This is a genomic window from Streptomyces sp. CA-210063 (assembly GCF_024612015.1).
In the GTDB taxonomy this organism is placed as follows: domain Bacteria; phylum Actinomycetota; class Actinomycetes; order Streptomycetales; family Streptomycetaceae; genus Streptomyces.
In genome coordinates this window covers 5824487-5841649 of sequence record NZ_CP102512.1, presented here as the reverse complement: position 1 = coordinate 5841649, position 17163 = coordinate 5824487, and the positions used below count along the sequence as shown (strand labels likewise).

Annotated in this window: 18 protein-coding genes; 7 read left to right on the top strand and 11 right to left on the bottom strand. The window is 70.2% G+C overall.

Features of this window, described 5'->3' with window-relative positions:
- Window positions 1-97: 97 nt before the first annotated feature.
- A complete protein-coding gene (locus JIX56_RS25525) occupies window positions 98-829 on the top strand; it encodes a nucleotidyltransferase family protein (RefSeq protein WP_257543909.1) in 732 nt (243 codons plus the stop codon).
- A gap of 403 nt (window positions 830-1232) precedes the next feature.
- Here JIX56_RS25525 and JIX56_RS25520 read toward each other — a convergent pair whose 3' ends face one another.
- From JIX56_RS25520 to JIX56_RS25495, 6 genes are all read right to left on the bottom strand, one after another.
- Entirely contained in the window at window positions 1233-3038 is a 1806-nt protein-coding gene (locus JIX56_RS25520; protein WP_443032063.1) for a DoxX family membrane protein, read from the bottom strand.
- 110 nt (window positions 3039-3148) lie between these two features.
- Window positions 3149-4090 (bottom strand): 23S rRNA (guanosine(2251)-2'-O)-methyltransferase RlmB, encoded by a 942-nt coding sequence (rlmB, locus tag JIX56_RS25515; protein ID WP_257543906.1) that lies wholly within the window; start codon window positions 4088-4090, stop codon window positions 3149-3151.
- A gap of 91 nt (window positions 4091-4181) precedes the next feature.
- On the bottom strand, window positions 4182-5600 hold the full coding sequence (gene cysS / locus JIX56_RS25510) for a cysteine--tRNA ligase (protein ID WP_257543904.1): 1419 nt from the start codon (window positions 5598-5600) through the stop codon (window positions 4182-4184).
- 251 nt (window positions 5601-5851) lie between these two features.
- On the bottom strand, window positions 5852-6352 hold the full coding sequence (gene ispF, locus JIX56_RS25505; protein WP_257543902.1) for a 2-C-methyl-D-erythritol 2,4-cyclodiphosphate synthase: 501 nt from the start codon (window positions 6350-6352) through the stop codon (window positions 5852-5854).
- Window positions 6342-7106 carry a 2-C-methyl-D-erythritol 4-phosphate cytidylyltransferase gene (gene ispD / locus JIX56_RS25500; protein ID WP_257543900.1) on the bottom strand — a complete coding sequence of 255 codons (765 nt, stop codon included), beginning with the start codon at window positions 7104-7106 and terminating at the stop codon, window positions 6342-6344. Before ispD ends, ispF begins: the two co-directional genes overlap by 11 nt.
- Before the next feature lie 328 nt (window positions 7107-7434).
- Complete coding sequence (locus tag JIX56_RS25495) at window positions 7435-7917, bottom strand: CarD family transcriptional regulator (RefSeq protein WP_003953493.1); 483 nt, start codon at window positions 7915-7917, stop codon at window positions 7435-7437.
- Window positions 7918-8537: 620 nt separating this feature from the next.
- Between JIX56_RS25495 and JIX56_RS25490 the strand changes: the two genes are divergently transcribed.
- Entirely contained in the window at window positions 8538-9248 is a 711-nt protein-coding gene (locus tag JIX56_RS25490) for a copper chaperone PCu(A)C (RefSeq protein WP_257543898.1), read from the top strand.
- Window positions 9249-9350: 102 nt separating this feature from the next.
- On the opposite strand, the gene JIX56_RS25485 is transcribed toward JIX56_RS25490, so the two are convergent.
- Together JIX56_RS25485 and JIX56_RS25480 are read right to left on the bottom strand one after the other, a co-directional pair.
- Window positions 9351-10031: a response regulator transcription factor gene (locus JIX56_RS25485; RefSeq protein ID WP_009340348.1), complete on the bottom strand. Its 681-nt coding sequence runs from the start codon at window positions 10029-10031 to the stop codon at window positions 9351-9353.
- Entirely contained in the window at window positions 10028-11335 is a 1308-nt protein-coding gene (locus tag JIX56_RS25480; protein ID WP_257543896.1) for a sensor histidine kinase, read from the bottom strand. Before JIX56_RS25480 ends, JIX56_RS25485 begins: the two co-directional genes overlap by 4 nt.
- Before the next feature lie 265 nt (window positions 11336-11600).
- Between JIX56_RS25480 and phoU the strand changes: the two genes are divergently transcribed.
- Window positions 11601-12290 (top strand): phosphate signaling complex protein PhoU, encoded by a 690-nt coding sequence (gene phoU, locus JIX56_RS25475; RefSeq protein WP_257551106.1) that lies wholly within the window; start codon window positions 11601-11603, stop codon window positions 12288-12290.
- A gap of 225 nt (window positions 12291-12515) precedes the next feature.
- On the top strand, window positions 12516-12677 hold the full coding sequence (locus JIX56_RS25470; protein WP_257543894.1) for a hypothetical protein: 162 nt from the start codon (window positions 12516-12518) through the stop codon (window positions 12675-12677).
- 182 nt (window positions 12678-12859) lie between these two features.
- Here JIX56_RS25470 and JIX56_RS25465 read toward each other — a convergent pair whose 3' ends face one another.
- Complete coding sequence (locus JIX56_RS25465) at window positions 12860-13309, bottom strand: hypothetical protein (RefSeq protein ID WP_257543893.1); 450 nt, start codon at window positions 13307-13309, stop codon at window positions 12860-12862.
- Window positions 13310-13519: 210 nt separating this feature from the next.
- Here JIX56_RS25465 and JIX56_RS25460 point away from each other — a divergent pair, with 210 nt between their 5' ends.
- Window positions 13520-13768 carry an SCO4226 family nickel-binding protein gene (locus tag JIX56_RS25460; RefSeq protein WP_257543891.1) on the top strand — a complete coding sequence of 83 codons (249 nt, stop codon included), beginning with the start codon at window positions 13520-13522 and terminating at the stop codon, window positions 13766-13768.
- Window positions 13769-13843: 75 nt separating this feature from the next.
- Window positions 13844-14143, top strand: coding sequence for a hypothetical protein (locus tag JIX56_RS25455; RefSeq protein WP_257543889.1), 300 nt, complete (start codon window positions 13844-13846; stop codon window positions 14141-14143).
- 124 nt (window positions 14144-14267) lie between these two features.
- Here the strand turns inward: JIX56_RS25455 and JIX56_RS25450 are convergent, their stop codons facing one another.
- Window positions 14268-15029, bottom strand: coding sequence for a phosphoglyceromutase (locus JIX56_RS25450; protein ID WP_257543887.1), 762 nt, complete (start codon window positions 15027-15029; stop codon window positions 14268-14270).
- Window positions 15030-15221: 192 nt separating this feature from the next.
- Between JIX56_RS25450 and JIX56_RS25445 the strand changes: the two genes are divergently transcribed.
- A complete protein-coding gene (locus JIX56_RS25445; protein WP_257543885.1) occupies window positions 15222-16646 on the top strand; it encodes an MDR family MFS transporter in 1425 nt (474 codons plus the stop codon).
- Between the two features lie 51 nt (window positions 16647-16697).
- Here the strand turns inward: JIX56_RS25445 and JIX56_RS25440 are convergent, their stop codons facing one another.
- Window positions 16698-17141, bottom strand: coding sequence for a DUF2000 domain-containing protein (locus JIX56_RS25440; protein ID WP_257543883.1), 444 nt, complete (start codon window positions 17139-17141; stop codon window positions 16698-16700).
- Window positions 17142-17163 lie beyond the last annotated feature (22 nt).

The window sequence follows — 17163 nt, the reverse complement described above, 5'->3', positions numbered from 1 at the left end:
TCCAGGGCTCGCACCCCCGTATACCGACCCGTTTCCTCTCCGTATACCGATCCCAGGGCCGTGCTCCCGCGAACGGGGCGCCACGTACAGTTCGGTCATGACCGATCCGAACGCCGCGTCGCGCCCCGTTCAAGCCGTGGTCCTCGCCGGTGGCCAGGGCTCCCGGCTGCGCCCGTACACCGATGACCGGCCCAAGCCCATGGTCGAGATCCCCGGCACGGGCACGCCGATCATCGGCCATCAGCTCGGCTGGCTCGCCGAGGAGGGCGTGACCGACGTGGTCGTCTCCTGCGGCCACCTCGCCGACGTCCTGCAGAAGTGGCTGGACTCGACAGACCTCCCGGTCCGCGTCACCACGGTCGTCGAGACGGAGCCCCTGGGCCGAGGCGGAGGCCTCAAGTACGCCGCCTCCCACCTGCCCCACCCCGACCGCCCCTGGTACGCCACCAACGGCGACATCTGGACCCGCTTCTCGCTCCGCGACATGGCGGACTTCCACACCGAACGCGACGCCCTCGCCACCCTCGCCCTGGCCCGCCCCCGCATCCCCTGGGGCGCCGTGAAGACGGACGGATTCGGCCGCGTGACGGACTTCATCGAGGCCCCGCCCACGACGTACGAGATCAACGCCGGCGTCTACGTCTTCTCCCCGGAGTTCACCGACCTCCTCCCCGCCCGAGGCGACCACGAACGCACCACCTTCCCCCGCCTCGCCCGAGAACGCCGCCTGGCAGGCTTCCCCATCCCCCAGGGCGCCTACTGGCGAGCCATCGACACAGCAAAGGACCTGACAGAGGCAGCGAAGGAACTGGCGGCGCTGGGTCGTTAGAGCGTTAGGCCGTCAGAGCGCTAGGCCTCAGGGCGCTTGACCGTTAGGCGCCGGACCGTCAGACGCCGTGCCGCCAGGCACTGGGGCACTGAGCCGTCAGGCGCCCGGGCGCCAGCCCTGGGGCGTGGGGCGCTGGACCGTTAGACGCTGAGGCACTGAACCGTCAGGCACTGGGGCACCAGGTCGTTAGGCGCCGGGGCGCCAAGTGACCGCCGGTCCCTCAAGGGGCGCGGGGAACTGCGCGACCAGCCACAAACAACCCGCAGCCGCCACCCCACAGCTCCCCCACCCCATAAGGCGCCCCACCCACTCCCCCTCCCGCCAGAACACACAGCAATGGGCCCCGCGCACCACACACGCGGGGCCCATCCACAGAGCAACGCCTCGGCGCAGCCGGCGAAACCTACCCGAGCAACCCCCCCACCAGCCCAGGCTCCCCACCCGAAGAGCTCCCCCCAGTGGACCCCCCGGTGGACCCAGTCCCCCCACCGGTCGTACCGCCGGAGGCCCCCCCACTGGAGCTCGGCCCAGCCGTCGTACTCGGCACCTGCTCAACCGGCGAGGACTGCTGCGGCGGTGCCTGCCCCGCCGTCCCCTGCGTCTGACTCGGCTCCCCCCCGGTGACCGCCCCGGTGTCCCGCGTGGCCCCCGGCGTCGTGGCCTCTTGTGAAGGGCTCGCCGAAGTCGCGCCCGCGGTGGGCGTGTTGGACGCGGAGGGGCTGTCCTGGCGGCGCTTCGTCGGCTCACCCGGCAGCGGCGACCCCGGCAGTTCGTTGCGCGGCGCCTCCCCGGGCCCGGGGACGACGATCCGGTCGGCGTCCCGCACGGCCCCGCCGAGCACGGACCCCACGAGCAGCGTCAGCCCGACGACGATCGCGGTGACGAGCGCGCCCCGCCGCAGCACATAGCGCCGCAGGTCCCAGATGTCGGCGCGCGGCCCGAGCCTGCGCCAAGCGCCGCCCGCGAGCCGCCCGTCGACGGAGTACACCGGCGCGCCCGCGATGACCAGCGGGGACCAGGCGGCGAGGTAGATGATGTCGGGCGTCTCGTAGACGGGAACGGTCTTCCAGCTGACCGTGACGAGCAGCGCGGCCGACAGCAGCGCTCCGATCCCGGCGGCGACCCGCTGCCACAGTCCGAGGACGGTCAGCACGCCGACGACGACCTGGGCGAAAGCGATGACGAGTCCCGAGCCCACGGGGTGTTCGAGGGCGAACTGCCGCAGCGGCTCGGCGACTTCCCACGGGTGCAGCGTGTTCAGCCACTTCACCATGGAGCCGCGCTTGCCGCCGTCGAAGTAGTGCGGGTCGCAGAGCTTGCCCATGCCGGCGTAGATGGAGATGAAGCCGAGGAAGACGCGCAGCGGCAGCAGCACCACGCCGAGGTTCATGCGGCGGCCGGGGTAATAGGCGTGCCGGACGGGCTCGTTGCCGGTCCGGCGCCCGCTCCGCTCGTCCTCACCGCCGTCGCCGCCGTCGCCGTCGCCGTACGACTCCGCGAACTCCCCGTCGGCGTAGGCGTCCTTGCCGTAGCGCGCCTGGTCGTACCGGGGTTCGTCGTACGCGCTGCCGACGCCGCGCATGGTGGGCAGCAGCCGGGTGCCGTCGGGGGCTGCGTGGTCGCCGTGGGTGCGCTGGCTGCCGACGATGGGCGTCTCTACGGTCTCGACGGTCAAGTCGGCCCCGTAGCGCCCACTTTCGGCGCCGTAGCGCCCACTTTCGGCGCCGTAGCGCCCACTTTCGGCGCCGTAACGCCCGCTTTCGGTGTCGTAGCCGCCGCTGCGCGGGCCGTCGACGCGTGGGATGACCTGGGTCGAGCCGGTGTCGCTCAGGGGGTCGGGGGCCCCGCGACCGACGCCCGCGCCGCGGACCGCCTGGAGGAGCCGGTGGGCTCCGGTGTCGTCCGGCGCGGACTTCCCGCTCCAGACGACGGGCGCGCGGCGGCGCCCGGCGGCGGGCGCGCCGGACCGGCCCGCCGTGCCCAGGACGGGGATGCGCGTGGTGTCGTCGCTGGTGCTCAAGTGCCGTGCGATGCGCGGGGACGCCCGCGTGGAGGCGCTCAACTGCACGCGGAAGCTCGCGTGGTTGACGATGACCTGCGCCGGATCGCTCGGCACCTTCACCATGCTCAGCGCGGGAGCGTCGTCGAATCCCGAGTCGAATCCCGACGAACGGTCCCCCGTGGGTGTGCGGGGTGTTCTGGTGTCCACACTCATCTAACCGAGTGACGTGTCGTTAGGACACTGCTTTGACCGCCCGGATCTGTCCGGACCCCGTCAAGGTGATCCAGAACCCCCCGAACCCCAGGCCAGAACCCCTTTTACGCCCGACGCCGAGCCGCCTCGTACAACACAACTCCCGCCGCCACACCGGCATTCAACGACTCCGCCCCACCCGGCATCGGAATCCGCACCCGGTAGTCGCACGTCTCGCCGACGAGGCGGGAGAGGCCCTTGCCCTCGCTGCCGACCACGATGACGACCGGGCCCTCGAGGGCCTCCAGGTCGCCGATCTCGGACTCGCCGTCGGCGGCGAGTCCGACCACGACGACGCCGGCCTTCTTGTAGGCCTCCAGCGCGCGCGTGAGGTTGGTGCAGCGGGCGACGGGCGTACGGGCGGCCGTGCCGGCGGACGTCTTCCAGGCGCCGGCGGTCATGCCGGCCGCGCGCCGTTCGGGTACGACGACGCCGTGGCCGCCGAACGCGGAGACGGACCGGACGACGGCGCCGAGGTTGCGCGGGTCGGTCACCCCGTCGAGGGCGACGATCAGCGGGTCCTCACCCTCGTCGAACGCGGCGTTCACGAGGTCCTCCGGGTGCGCGTACTCGTACGGCGGGACCTGGAGGACGAGCCCCTGGTGGTTGAGCCCGTTGGTCATCCGGTCCAGTTCGGGCCGCGGCGCCTCCATGAGGTTGATGCCGCCGCGCTCGGCCGCGAGCTGCAGCGCCTCACGGACCCGCTCGTCGTTGTCGATGAACTGCTGGACGTAGAGCGTCGAGGCGGGCACGCCCTCGCGCAGCGCCTCGACGACGGGGTTGCGTCCGACGACCATCTCGGACGTGCCCTTGCCGCCCCGGCCGCGCGGCGTGGGGCGGCGTGCGGCCTGCTTCGCCTTGGCGTTGGCGATGCGGTTCGCCTTGTGCTTCTTGCGCATCTCGGCGGGCGGCGTCGGCCCCCTGCCCTCCAGCCCCTTGCGCCGCTGGCCGCCACTGCCGACCTGCGCGCCCTTCTTGCCGGACATGCGGCGGTTGTTAGCGGCCATGACCTACCCGTCTCTGAGAAGCGTTCGTGTGTACGTACGTAATGCAGTGTGCCGCCCGGATGGCCGGGCGGCACAATCGATCAAGAAAGGCTCAGCGCGGGCCGAGCGTCCAGCGCGGCCCGTCCGGACCGTCCTCGATGACCAGACCCGACTGGTTGAGCTGGTCGCGGATGGCGTCCGCGGTGGCCCAGTCCTTGCGGGCGCGGGCGGCCTCGCGCTGCTGGAGGACCAGCCCGACGAGCGTGTCGACGACGCCGTGCGCGCTTTTGTTGAACACAGTCTCGCCGCGGTCGCCGCCGTCCCCGGCCCAGTGCGGGTCCAGCGGGTCGAGGCCGAGCACGCCGAGCATGGCCCGTACCTCGGCGAGCCGTGCCACGGCCGCTTCCTTGTCGTCGGCGGCCAGCGCACTGTTGCCCTGCCGGACCGTGGTGTGCACGATGGCGAGCGCCTGCGGCACCCCGAGGTCGTCGTCCATCGCCTCGGCGAACGCCGGCGGCACCTCGGCCGAGGGCTCGACGACTCCGCCGGCCTTCTCGACGACCCGCTGGATGAACCCCTCGATACGGGCGAACGCCGACTCGGCCTCGCGCAGGGCGTCCTCGCTGTACTCGATCATCGACCGGTAGTGCGGGGTGCCCAGGTAGTAGCGGAGCACGATGGGCCGCCACTGCTTGACCATCTCGCTCACGAGCACCGAGTTGCCCAGGGACTTGGACATCTTCTCGCCGCTCATGGTGACCCAGGCGTTGTGCACCCAGTACAGGGCGAACTCGTCGCCGAAGGCCTTGGCCTGCGCGATCTCGTTCTCGTGGTGCGGGAAGATCAGGTCGAGGCCGCCGCCGTGGATGTCGAAGGCGCTGCCCAGGTACTTGTGCGCCATGGCCGAGCACTCCAGGTGCCAGCCCGGCCGCCCTCTGCCCCAGGGCGTCTCCCAGGTCGGCTCCCCGGGCTTCGCCGACTTCCACATGGCGAAGTCACGCGGATCGCGCTTGCCGGTCTCGCCCTCCCCGGAGGGCTGGAGAAGGTTGTCGAGCTCCTGGTTGGACAGCTTCAGATACTCGGGGAACGACCGCACGTCGAAGTACACGTTCCCGTCGGCCTCGTACGCGTGTCCACGCTCGATCAGCCCGCGCATCATCTCGACCATCTCGGTCACATGCCCGGTGGCCCGCGGCTCGTAGGTCGGCGGCAGGCAACCGAGCACGCTGTAGCCGTCGTTGAACGCGCGCTCGTTCTCGTAGCCGATCGACCACCACGGGCGGCCCTGGTCGGCCGCCTTCGCGATGATCTTGTCGTCGATGTCCGTGACATTCCGGATGAACGTCACGTCGTACCCGCGGTACTCGAACCACCGGCGCATGATGTCGAAGTTGAGCCCCGACCGGATGTGCCCGATGTGCGGGGCCGCCTGCACCGTGGCGCCACACAGGTAGATCGAGACACAACCCGGCATGAGCGGGGTGAAGTCACGAATCTGCCGGGCGCTGGTGTCGTACAGGCGAATAGTCACGAGTCCCAGGGTAGTAGGCCATAGCCCATGCCCTGAGCCCTTCCCCCCAAGGGCCACACATTCGTGACGCATACCCGCCCGCACCCTTGATGGGCCGCAGGCCCAAAAGGGGCGCGGGGAACTGCGCGACCGGCCACGACGCTCCGACACCCGAACAACTCACTCGAGCAGGGGGCTCGGGCGGGGGCCTGGGGGCGCAGCCCCCTGGGATGGGACGGGTAGGGGCGGCGGGGGCGAGGAAATCCCCCGGGTCACCCCAGACGTACGACCAACGCCGTCGCCACCGCCATCAATCCCTCGCCCCGCCCCGGAAATCCCAGCCCGTCCGTCGTGGCGCCCGACACCGAGACGGGCGCGCCCACGACATCGGACAGAACCCGCTGCGCCTCGTCCCGCCGCTTCCCGATCTTCGGCCGTGGCCCGACCACCTGAACGGCCACATTGCCGATGGTGAACCCGGCCGCCCGCACGATCCGCGCCGCCTCCGCCAGCAACGTCACCCCGGACGCCCCGGACCACTCCGGCCGCCCCGTCCCGAAGTGCTGCCCGAGATCACCGAGCCCGGCGGCGGAGAACAACGCGTTGCACGCCGCGTGCGCCACGACATCCGCGTCGGAGTGCCCGGCCAGCCCCGGCCCCTCCCCCTCCCACTTCAGTCCGGCGCACCACAGCTCCCGCCCCTCCTCGAAGGCGTGGATGTCGGTACCGATCCCGACCTGCGGCAACACCACCTGGGGGGCCTCAGAACCCATCGTTCAGCCTCCTGCGCGCCAGAACCGCCTCCGCGAGCACCAGATCCAACGGCCGCGTCACCTTGAACGCCTCCTCGTGCCCGGGCACGACCACGACCCCCAGCCCGAGCCGCTCCACCATGCTCGCGTCGTCGGTCACCTCCCCGGTGACCGTCTCGTGCGCCCGGACCAGGGTCGCCCGGTCGAACCCCTGCGGCGTCTGCACCGCCCGCAGCCGCGCGCGCTCCGGCGTGGCGACGACCGGCTCCGGCGCGCCCTGCGCGTCCGCCGGCTCGACCTCCTTGACCGTGTCGGCGAGCGGCAGCGCGGGCACCACGGCCGGCGCCCCGTCCCGTACGGCCTCGATGACGGCGTCGACCGTGTCGACGGGCACGAGTGGACGGGCCGCGTCGTGCACCAGCACGATGTCGTAGCCGGGTGGGAGCGCGTCGAGACCGAGCTTCACCGACTCCTGCCGCGACTCACCTCCGGGCACGACGAGGAAGTCGGTCCGCTCGGGCAGCGCGTGCGCGTCGAGCAGGGTCTTGACCTCGGGGGCGCCGTCGGGCGGCGCCACGACGATCACCAGGGAGACGGCACGGGACGCGGCCATGGCCCGCGCCGCGTGGATCAGCATCGGGGTGCCGTTCAGCGCGCGTAGCGCTTTGGGGGCGCCCGGACCGAGGCGTACGCCCCGGCCGGCGGCCGGAATCACGGCCGCTGTACGGGTCCCCGTACCGGTTCCGGAAGGCGAAGGGCGCGAATCGTCAGACATCGGTTCCTGTCAGGTTTGTGTGCTCGGCCTACGTGGGTATGGCCACAGCGTGCCGGGCGCGACACCTTGACCGGACCCTTCCGTGACATCTGGTCGAGCCAGCTGCCCGGGCCCGGCACGCCAAGTACGCGTACGAGTACTGATGAGGTACCTGTACTGATGAGCGTCGGGGCACGCCAAGTATCCGGGATCCCATTCCGGCGTACGGCATCCGGGTACGGACATGCCGCAGCGCCCGGCGACAATAGCTACGTCATCGGGCACCGCGGCATTTCCATGTGCTGCGCTGAACGGCTGAGCGGGCTGGCTGCCTGCCTCAGGAGTCAGTTCAGGACGCGAGGACCTCGTCGAGCAGTGCCTCGGCCTTGTCCTCGTTCGTGTTCTCCGCGAGGGCGAGCTCGCTCACCAGGATCTGGCGGGCCTTGGCGAGCATGCGCTTCTCACCGGCGGACAGTCCGCGCTCGCGCTCACGACGCCACAGGTCACGCACGACTTCCGCGACCTTGATGACATCGCCGGAGGCGAGCTTCTCCAGGTTTGCCTTGTAGCGACGCGACCAGTTCGTGGGCTCCTCGGCATACGGCGCGCGCAGCACCTCGAAGACCCGGTCCAGGCCGTCCTGCCCGACCACATCACGTACGCCGACGAACTCCGCATTGTCCGCCGGCACACGCACTGTCAGGTCGCCCTGAGCGACCTTGAGCACCAAGTAGGTCTTGTCCACGCCTTTGATCTGGCGAGTTTCGATGGCCTCGATCAGCGCGGCCCCGTGATGGGGATAGACCACGGTGTCGCCAACCTTGAACGTCATGTGACAGGTACCCCTTCCGTGGCTATCCAGGGTAACACGGAAACGGCGGGTTCTGAATGGCGTTTTCGCAGGTCAGGGCATATCTCGGGGCTTGACAACAGCAACAGGAACGTGCTGCGGGGGCCGAACGGAAGTGGGTATTCGCAGGTCGGAGCGGCTCTCCGGGCGGAGCGAAACGCGTACGGTACACGCACCCGGAGGGCTGCACGAGCGGCCGAACGTCCCGCTTTGTCCGGCTCCAAGTGTGCGACTTCCGCTACTCCGTTCGGTGAGTGGAGTCGGGTACGAGTCGAATCCGGAATTGATCAAGAAGGTTGATCTACGGGGGATGTTCCGCCGTTACCGGATCGTGTTCCTACGCCGTTCTGCCGGGTGATCGATTTTCTGTGGCGCCCCGCATTCCTTACCGGAAATCCGGGACGGCGGCGAAGGGGGCGACAGCGGTATCGGGGGTGGTTATGCGAATGCCGGAGGAGCGTGTGCGTGGTGCGTCCACTCAATTGCTTCCCGTGACTCGTCGGGGACTTGGGGAGGGTCGGGTGCGGCGGCGGCGGAACGGCTCGGTAACCTGAGCCCGCCACAGACCATGTACCGCCCCCGTTCAAGGAGATGCCGCCGCCGTGAGCAGCAGCCTTCGACGCGGCGCCCTCGCCGCCGCCGCCCTCGCGTTCTCGATCGCCTCACTCGCCGCGTGCGCCGCCGGCAGCAATGCCCAGACGCTGGAGATCAAGCCGGACAACGCGGCCACCAGCGTCGGCGACATCAAGATCCAGAACGCGATCGTGGTCACCCAGCCGGGTACCGAGACCAAGGGCCCGGCCGTCGTCTCCGCGACCCTGTTCAACACCAACGCCAGGACCGACCAGACCCTGGACTCCATCACCGTGGAGGGCGCCGGTACCGCCGAGATCACGCCGGTCAAGGGCGAGGGCAGGGGCGGCAAGGTCGTCGTCCCGGCCGGTGGCTCCGTGGTCCTCGGCGGCGAGGGCAACGCCTCCGCGGTCCTGGCGGACGTCTCCGACGCGGTCAAGGACGGCAACGCCCAGCGGGTCACGTTCAACTTCAGCGAGACCGGCGAGGTCGGCCTGCGCGCCTTCGTCGTGCCCGCCGAGCACTACTTCGAGAAGTGGGGCCCGACCGACATCCCCGAGGCCCCCGCCACGAGCGCCTCGCCGTCCGAGGAGACCACCGGCTCCCCGTCCCCGTCCGGCACGGGCTCGCCGTCCCCCGACGAGGGCACCGCCGAGGAGGAGGGCACCGCCGCCGGCTCGACGGCCTCCCCGTCCACCTCCGCCGCGGGTTCCGGTTCCCAGGAGTCTTCCGGCCACTGAGCGCCGTACGCCCGCACACGCCGAAGGGCGGCACCCCTGGGAGGGTGCCGCCCTTCGGCGTAGAACGAGCACGTGGTCGTAGGTCCACGGCTCACAGTCGGTTTACGGCTCGAACTTGTAGCCGAGGCCGCGCACGGTGACCAGGTACCGCGGCGCGCCCGGGTCCGGCTCGATCTTGGCGCGGAGGCGCTTGACGTGGACGTCGAGGGTCTTGGTGTCGCCCACGTAGTCGGCGCCCCAGACTCGGTCGATGAGCTGCATACGGGTCAGGACGCGGCCCGCGTTTCGCAGCAGCATCTCGAGCAGGTCGAACTCCTTGAGGGGGAGGTCGACCTTGGAGCCCGAGACAGTGACCACGTGACGGTCGACGTCCATGCGGACGGGGCCGGCCTCCAGCGCGGCAGGGGTGACCTCCTCGGGCTCGCCGCGACGGCGCAGTACGGCCCGGATACGGGCGACGAGTTCGCGGGAGGAGAAGGGCTTGGTGACATAGTCATCGGCTCCTATTTCCAGGCCCACGACCTTGTCGATCTCACTGTCCTTGGCGGTGACCATGATCACCGGGACATTGGAACGGCCGCGCAGCTGACGGCAGACCTCGGTGCCCGGCAGGCCGGGCAGCATCAGGTCGAGGAGGACGAGGTCGGCTCCGTTGCGCTCGAACTCGTCGAGACCGTCGGGCCCGGTGGTCGCGATGGCGACCTCGAAGCCCTCTTTGCGGAGCATGTAGGACAGGGCGTCGGAGAAGGACTCCTCGTCCTCGACGACGAGCACTCGGGTCACGGAAGGACCTCCGGGGCGGGAAGCGGTTCGTACGGGGATGGGGCGGTGTGAGGCTGTCCGTCCTCGGCGTCGAGGTCCGGGTGCTGGGCCGCGCGGTCGCGGGCCACGCCCGCCTCCGGCAGCCTGAGGGTGAACGTGGAGCCCTGTCCCTCCGAGCTCCACACCGTGACCTCCCCGCCGTGCGAGGCGGCCACGTGCTTGACGATCGCGAGACCGAGACCCGTACCGCCGGTCTGGCGGGAACGGGCCGGGTCCACGCGGTAGAAGCGCTCGAAGATGCGCTCCTTGTCCTTGTCCGAGATGCCGATGCCCTGGTCGGTCACGGCGATCTCGATATGGTCCCCGCCGGGCGCGCTGACCCTGCGGGCGGCTATGCCGACGCGGGTGCGGGCCGGCGAGTAGTTGACGGCGTTCTCGACGAGGTTGCCGAGGGCGGCGGCGAGCTGCCCGCGGTTGCCCCAGACATGCAGCTCGGCGGTGCCGCCCGCCCGTCGCCCGCCACCACCCTGCTCGAGCCCTTCGGGCGCCCCCATGTTCGAAGCCATGGTGATCTGCTTGGTGCCGGCCTGGTGGCGGCAGCGGTCGACGGCCTCGGCGACCAGCTCCTCCACCCGTACGGGCTCGGCGTCCTCCAGCGGGTCGTCGTTCTGCACCCGGGAGAGGTCGATGAGTTCCTGCACGAGGTTGGTGAGCCGGGTGGCCTCGATCTGCATGCGCCCGGCGAACCGTTCCACCGCCTCGGGGTCGTCCGACGCCCCCATGACGGCCTCCGAGAGGAGGGAGAGGGCGCCGACCGGCGTCTTCAGCTCATGGCTGACGTTGGCGACGAAGTCGCGGCGTACGGCTTCTATACGGCGGGCCTCGGTGAGGTCCTCGACGAGGAGCAGGACGAGCCGGGAGCCCAGGGGCGCGACGCGCGCGGAGACGGCGAGCGCCTCGCCGCGTCCCGTGCCGCGCCGGGGCAGATCCAGCTCGACCTGGCGTATCTCGCCGTCCCGGCGCGTGTCGCGCGCCATCTTCGACATCGGCTCGACGGCGAGCTTCCCGCCGCGCACCAGCCCGAGGGCGTACGCGGCGGAGCTGGCCTTGACGACGGCGTCCGCCTCGTCGAGCACGACCGCGGAGGAGCGCAGCACGGAGAGCACGGTGTCGACGCCGGGCGGAAGCACCGGGTCCGTGTGCAGGGAGGTTCTGGTGGGACGCTTCTGCTCGCGCTCGCTGACGCGGAACGCCAGCATGGCGATGACACCGGTGAGCACTCCGGCGATCGCTGCCGCTGCGGCAACCGCCGCGTTCACGTCCATGCATCCAGGTTAGGCACGAGGTCGGACATCTCCACAGCGGTCGGAGGGCGACCTCGAACACTCGTCGCCCAGAGTTCACCTTGGAGCCAGTATTGATTCATTTGGGGTGGCGGAAACGGACGCGTACGGGCCGGAACGTGGGAGCGTGGGGTTCGTCCGGGACCCCGGTCACCGTTCATTCGGTCGTCCTGGCCTGGCGGAACGGCTTTCGGCACGGCTTTTCTGGTTACCCACGAGCAGACGTATGCAAGAGAGGGACACCCTGATGCGGGACGCGTACCACGAGGAACTTGACTCGATCGGTGAGGGCCTTGTCGAGATGGCCCGACTGGTGGGGTCGGCGATCGGACGTGCCACGACGGCGATGCTCGACGCCGACCTGAAGCTGGCCGAGAGCGTGATCGAGGCCGACAAGAAGGTCGACGACCTGCAGCACGACCTGGAGGCTCGCGCGATAGCCCTGCTGGCGAGGCAGCAGCCGGTGGCGACGGACCTCCGTATCGTCGTGACCTCCCTGCGCATGTCGGCCGACCTGGAGCGCTCCGGCGACCTCGCCCAGCATGTGGCCAAGCTCACCCGGCTCCGCTTCCCCGACCGCACGGTCCCGCGCGACCTGCACGCCACGATCCTGGAGATGGGCCAGCTCGCGCAGCGCCTGATGGCCAAGGCCGCCGAGGTGATCATCACCAAGGACGTCGACCTCGCGCTCCAGTTGGAGACGGACGACGACGCGATGGACCTCCTCCACCGCGCCCTCTTCCAGCACCTCATGGACGACCGCTGGCAGCACGGCATCGAGACCGCCGTCGACGTCACCCTCCTCGGCCGCTACTACGAGCGCTTCGCCGACCACGCGGTGTCCGTCGCCAAGCGTGTGGTGTACCTGGTGACGGGCGAGCACGCGGACGAGCTGCAGGCGGACATCCAGCCGGTCACTGGGGTGGAGGGGGCGTAGGGCTTCGGCGGGGCGCCGACGCCCGGGGCCCTGGGCGCCTCCGGCGGTCGGTGGTCCGGCTGCGGCTGGCTCCGGCCGACTGCGGTCCGGCTGCTCGATGCTCCCGGCGCTTCGTGCTCGGGCAGGGCGTGTGGACGCCTCTGTGCGCCGTTGATGCGCCCGGCTGAACGGGCATGCAATTGGGGGCATCCAATGGGCACAGGCACCAGCCTTCGAGGAGGGACCATGGCCGAATCCCCCGCCAGCCCCAGCACGCCCGACCCGACGCAGGTCCGGGACACCCATCAGCCCGCCGACATCAAGATCCTGCCCCTCGTCGGCGCCTGCGGCTGCGGCTCCGGATGTGCGTGCGGGTGCCAGTCCGGCAACCCGTGCCAGTGCGGCTGACCGGCACGCGGTTGCTTTCGTACGCCTCTTCGTACATGGGAGAAGGGGGCCTGTCGCTCGCGACGGCCCCCTTCGCTCACGCCTGGGACAGGTGCGTCACTCATGCACTGGGACAGCTGAGTGTCACTCATTCGGGGGATGGGTGAGCGTCACTTGTCCCGCGTCTCGGGACTGGTGAACGCTCAGCACCAGGGCTCCGAGTCCTGGCGGGCGGCGACGATCTCGACGTGGAGGGAACGGTCGCCCGGCCCCGGCCCTTCGAGGGTCAGACCCGCCATGGCCCCGTCGATCGACTTGGTGAGGCAGTCGCCCGTCCGGTACCGCCACCCATGGGCCTGCGCGGCATCCCGATAGTGCGCGAGAACGCTCTCCCGGTCCCCGCCGTACCGGTACGTCTTCCCGGCGACGGCCGTCAGATCGTCGTCGTCGCACTCCTGGTACGACTCCTCGACCCGGGCCCCGTCCACGCCGTCGTCCAGCACGGGATCCTCGGCCAACGCCTCCCCCAACCGCTCCTCCTCCCGCCCGCACCCGTACTCGACGAGGAAGTACCCGACGGGGAGCCCCACGCCCAGAAGCGCCACCGCGGCCACGACTCCGGCAGTGGACATCCCCACCCTCTGCATACGCATGAGGGGGACGCTAGCGCACGGCCGTTCGATGCCGGGTCACTTCCAAGGGGCCGTCTGCCGAAGGGGTGTCTGCCATCAAGGTGTCTGCCACGAAGGTGTCTGCCACGAAGGTGTCTGCCACGAGGTCGCCCGCGCGGCCGTACGGGAGCAGCATGAAGGGGGAGGGCAAGGAATCGGAAAGGCCGGAAAGGGAAGAAGGAGGTGCGAGCCATGACCAAGTTCATGGACGTCCACCACGGGATGAAGGGCATCACCGCCGACCAGCTGCAGGCCGCGCACAAAGCCGACCTCGACATAGAGAAGGACGAGAACGTCCACTTCGAACGCGCCTGGGCCGACCCCCAGTCCGGCACCGTCTACTGCCTCTCCGAGGCCCCCTCGGCCGAAGCCGTCCAGCGCATCCACGAACGCGCCGGCCACAAGGCGGACGAGATCCACCCGGTACCGCTGACGGTCTGAGCCACCGCACACCCCGTTGGCCGCTCCTCCGCCTGCGCGCGCCCGCGGGCGGGTGGGTGGATAGGGGGGTTTCACATGGCTGTAGTCATGTCGATGCACTGGGCAAGGGCGGCTCCGGAGCAGTACGACACAGTGCGAGACGCGGTCGACTGGGAGGAGATCCCGGCGCCCGGCGGCCAGGTACACGTGGCCTGGTTCGACGATCAGGGGCTCCACGTCACCGACGTGTGGGAATCCCAGCAGGCGTTCGAGACCTTCTTCACCGAGCGCCTCGCCCCCGCGATCCAGAAAGCCGACATCCCGGGCACCCCCGAAACCACCTTCAGCCCACTACACCGCCGCTTCATCGCCCCCGACGTCAGGGGCGCCGCATAGGAACCTCCCACACCGCCCACGGACCCAGCTCACCAAGGTCCGACAAAGCCCCCGACCAACGAAGAATCGCAGATCGGGGGCTTGATCAGCTCTGGGCTCAGCCCTGAATCGGCATCAGTGCCGGTTACTTCTTCTTGCCCTGGTTCTTGACCGCCTCGATCGCCGCTGCGGCAGCGTCCGGGTCGAGGTAGGTGCCGCCCGGGTTCAGCGGCTTGAAGTCGGCGTCGAGTTCGTAGGACAGGGGGATGCCCGTCGGGATGTTCAGGCCCGCGATGTCGGCGTCGGAGATGCCGTCGAGGTGCTTGACGAGGGCGCGGAGGGAGTTGCCGTGGGCGGCGACGAGGACCGTGCGGCCGGTCAGGAGGTCGGGGACGATGCCGTCGTACCAGTAGGGGAGCATGCGGGTGACGACGTCCTTGAGGCACTCCGTGCGGGGGCGGAGCTCCGGGGGGATGGTCGCGTAGCGTGCGTCGGCCGCCTGGGAGAACTCGGAGTCGTCCGCGAGCGGGGGCGGCGGGGTGTCGTACGAGCGGCGCCACAGCATGAACTGCTCCTCGCCGAACTCCGCGAGGGTCTGCGCCTTGTCCTTGCCCTGGAGGGCGCCGTAGTGGCGCTCGTTCAGGCGCCAGCTGCGGTGGACCGGGATCCAGAGGCGGTCGGCGGAATCGAGGGCCAGCTGCGCGGTGCGGATGGCGCGCCTCTGGAGGGAGGTGTGGAGCACGTCCGGGAGCAGGCCGGCGTCCTTCAGCAGCTCACCGCCGCGCGTCGCCTCCTTCTCTCCCTTCGGCGTGAGATTGACGTCCACCCAGCCGGTGAACAGGTTCTTCTCGTTCCACTCGCTCTCGCCGTGGCGGAGGAGGATCAGCTTGTACGGTGCGTCGGCCATGGCTCTGAGCGTAATCGACGGCCTGGATCCACTACACGCCCGGCCGACAGGTGGACAAGCGCACAGACGGGGCCCACCCTCACCGTTCACCGCCGACAGTTGACCGGGGTTGGTAATTGGGTGGCCCCGTTCCAGACGGTCTTCGTAAGGTGTGCTAGCCGCCTTAGCCGCTTACGTTCGTGGGGGACCTTCATGCCACTCGTCGCTGCCAGACGTGCCGTCCGGGAGTCCGTCTCGGGGCTGCCCCGGGAGTTCTGGTGGCTGTGGACCAGCACGCTCGTCAACCGGCTGGGCGCGTTCGTCGCCACCTTCATGGCGCTGTATCTGACGCTGGACCGCGGGTACTCCGCCTCGTACGCCGGGCTGGTGGCCTCGCTGCACGGTCTCGGCGGGGTCATTTCGTCGCTCGGCGGCGGCGTCATGGCTGACCGGCTCGGGCGGCGGCCCACTCTGCTGATCGCGCAGGCCTCGACGGCCGTGTCGGTCGCGCTGCTCGGCTTCGTACAGGATCCCGTCGCGATCGCCGCCGTCGCCTTCCTCGTCGGCGCCACCAGCAACGCCTCCCGGCCCGCCGTGCAGGCGATGATGGCGGACATCGTCCGGCCCGAGGACCGCGTACGGGCGTTCTCCCTCAACTACTGGGCCATCAACCTCGGCTTCGCCATCTCCTCCATGGGCGCCGGGTTCATCGCCGAGGTCAGCTATCTCGCCGGGTTCCTCATCGAGGCGGGGATGACGCTGGCCTGCGCGATCGTCGTCTTCCTGAAGCTCCCGGAGTCACGACCGGAGCGTACGGCGGTGGAGAAGGCCGGCGATGACGAGGTAGGGCTCGGGACCGTGGCGCGCGACGGGCGGTTCATGGGCGTCGTCGGGTTGTCCTTCCTGGTCGCGCTGATCTTCCAGCAGGGGTCGGTCGGACTGCCGGTCGCGATGGGGGAAGCCGGCTTCACGCCTGCCGACTACGGCCTCGCCATCGCCGTCAACGGTGTCCTCATCGTCGCGCTGCAGATCCCCGTCACCCGTTTCATCGAGCATCGCGATCCCGGGCGGCTTCTCGTCGTCTCGTCGGTGCTCGCGGGGTACGGCTTCGGTCTCACCGCCTTCGCCGGGTCGATCGGCGTCTTCGCCCTCACCGTCTGTGTCTGGACCCTCGCCGAGATCGTCAACGCGCCCACCCAGACCGGCGTCGTCGTCCGGCTCTCGCCCGTACAGGGGCGCGGGCGCTACCAGGGCATGTACACCATGTCCTGGTCGGTCGCCGCCCTCGTCGCCCCGCTCATGTCCGGCGTCGTCATCGACCGGTGGGGCGCGGAGTGGCTGTGGGGGTTGTGCGCGGTGATCGGGACCGTGGCGGGGGTGGGGTACTGGGCGCTGATGCGGCGGATGCCGGAGCCTGAGGGGGAGGCCGCGGCCGCCGCGGCCGCCGCGACCGCGGCGGATGCCGCGACGGCCGAGAAGCCCATCGGGGAGATCGTCAGGGAGCCCGTCGTGGAGATCGTCGGGGAGCCCGCCGTGGAGGCCGTCGTGGAGCCCGCCATGGAGGCCGTCGTGGAGCCCGTCGTGGAGGCCGTCGTCGGTGCGGCCGTGGAGGCGCAGGCTCGTACCGGCTCGGTCTGAGCATCCTCACGGATGCGTCCGCGCCCGCTCACGGATGCGTTCGCGCCCCCCTTACGGATGCATCCGCGCCCCCTTCACCACCTTGTCCACGCCGTTCCGCGGCCCGTAGACCGCCAGCCCCACCAGGTCCAACTCCCCCGTCCCCACGGCCCGTACGGCCGCACGGTTGTCCCGGTCGTTCCCCGTGCTGAAGAGGTCGGAGGTGAAGACGGCGCGCGGCAGGGCCCGGGAGAGGGCCCGCGCGTGGGCGGCCTTCAGCACCTCCTTCGTGGCCTCGAAGACCACGACCGGCTGGCGGAACATCGGGAGATACTGCGTGCCGTCGGCGTCCTCGTACGGGTCGCCGATCACCTCGGGGAGCGTCGATCCCAGGCCGCTCACCAGGAAAGACGTGACGTTGAGGCGCTGCCAGGTTTCCAGGTCGTCGCGGAGGAGGACGGCGATCTTGGTGTCGAAGCGGATGGGGGGCTGATCCGGGGAGGTCTCGCTGCTCATGAGATGAGACTGCCGAATGGCG

Excerpts from the sequence above, each read along its gene's own strand:
- JIX56_RS25525 (WP_257543909.1), top strand. The coding sequence starts at position 98 with ATGACCGATCCGAACGCCGCGTCGCGCCCCGTTCAAGCCGTGGTCCTC.
- rlmB (WP_257543906.1), bottom strand. The coding sequence starts at position 4,090 with ATGGCCGCTAACAACCGCCGCATGTCCGGCAAGAAGGGCGCGCAGGTC.
- ispF (WP_257543902.1), bottom strand. The coding sequence starts at position 6,352 with ATGGGTTCTGAGGCCCCCCAGGTGGTGTTGCCGCAGGTCGGGATCGGT.
- ispD (WP_257543900.1), bottom strand. The coding sequence starts at position 7,106 with ATGTCTGACGATTCGCGCCCTTCGCCTTCCGGAACCGGTACGGGGACC.
- JIX56_RS25495 (WP_003953493.1), bottom strand. The coding sequence starts at position 7,917 with ATGACGTTCAAGGTTGGCGACACCGTGGTCTATCCCCATCACGGGGCC.
- JIX56_RS25480 (WP_257543896.1), bottom strand. The coding sequence starts at position 11,335 with ATGGACGTGAACGCGGCGGTTGCCGCAGCGGCAGCGATCGCCGGAGTG.
- phoU (WP_257551106.1), top strand. The coding sequence starts at position 11,601 with ATGCGGGACGCGTACCACGAGGAACTTGACTCGATCGGTGAGGGCCTT.
- JIX56_RS25470 (WP_257543894.1), top strand. The coding sequence starts at position 12,516 with ATGGCCGAATCCCCCGCCAGCCCCAGCACGCCCGACCCGACGCAGGTC.
- JIX56_RS25465 (WP_257543893.1), bottom strand. The coding sequence starts at position 13,309 with ATGCGTATGCAGAGGGTGGGGATGTCCACTGCCGGAGTCGTGGCCGCG.
- JIX56_RS25460 (WP_257543891.1), top strand. The coding sequence starts at position 13,520 with ATGACCAAGTTCATGGACGTCCACCACGGGATGAAGGGCATCACCGCC.
- JIX56_RS25455 (WP_257543889.1), top strand. The coding sequence starts at position 13,844 with ATGGCTGTAGTCATGTCGATGCACTGGGCAAGGGCGGCTCCGGAGCAG.
- JIX56_RS25450 (WP_257543887.1), bottom strand. The coding sequence starts at position 15,029 with ATGGCCGACGCACCGTACAAGCTGATCCTCCTCCGCCACGGCGAGAGC.
- JIX56_RS25445 (WP_257543885.1), top strand. The coding sequence starts at position 15,222 with ATGCCACTCGTCGCTGCCAGACGTGCCGTCCGGGAGTCCGTCTCGGGG.
- JIX56_RS25440 (WP_257543883.1), bottom strand. The coding sequence starts at position 17,141 with ATGAGCAGCGAGACCTCCCCGGATCAGCCCCCCATCCGCTTCGACACC.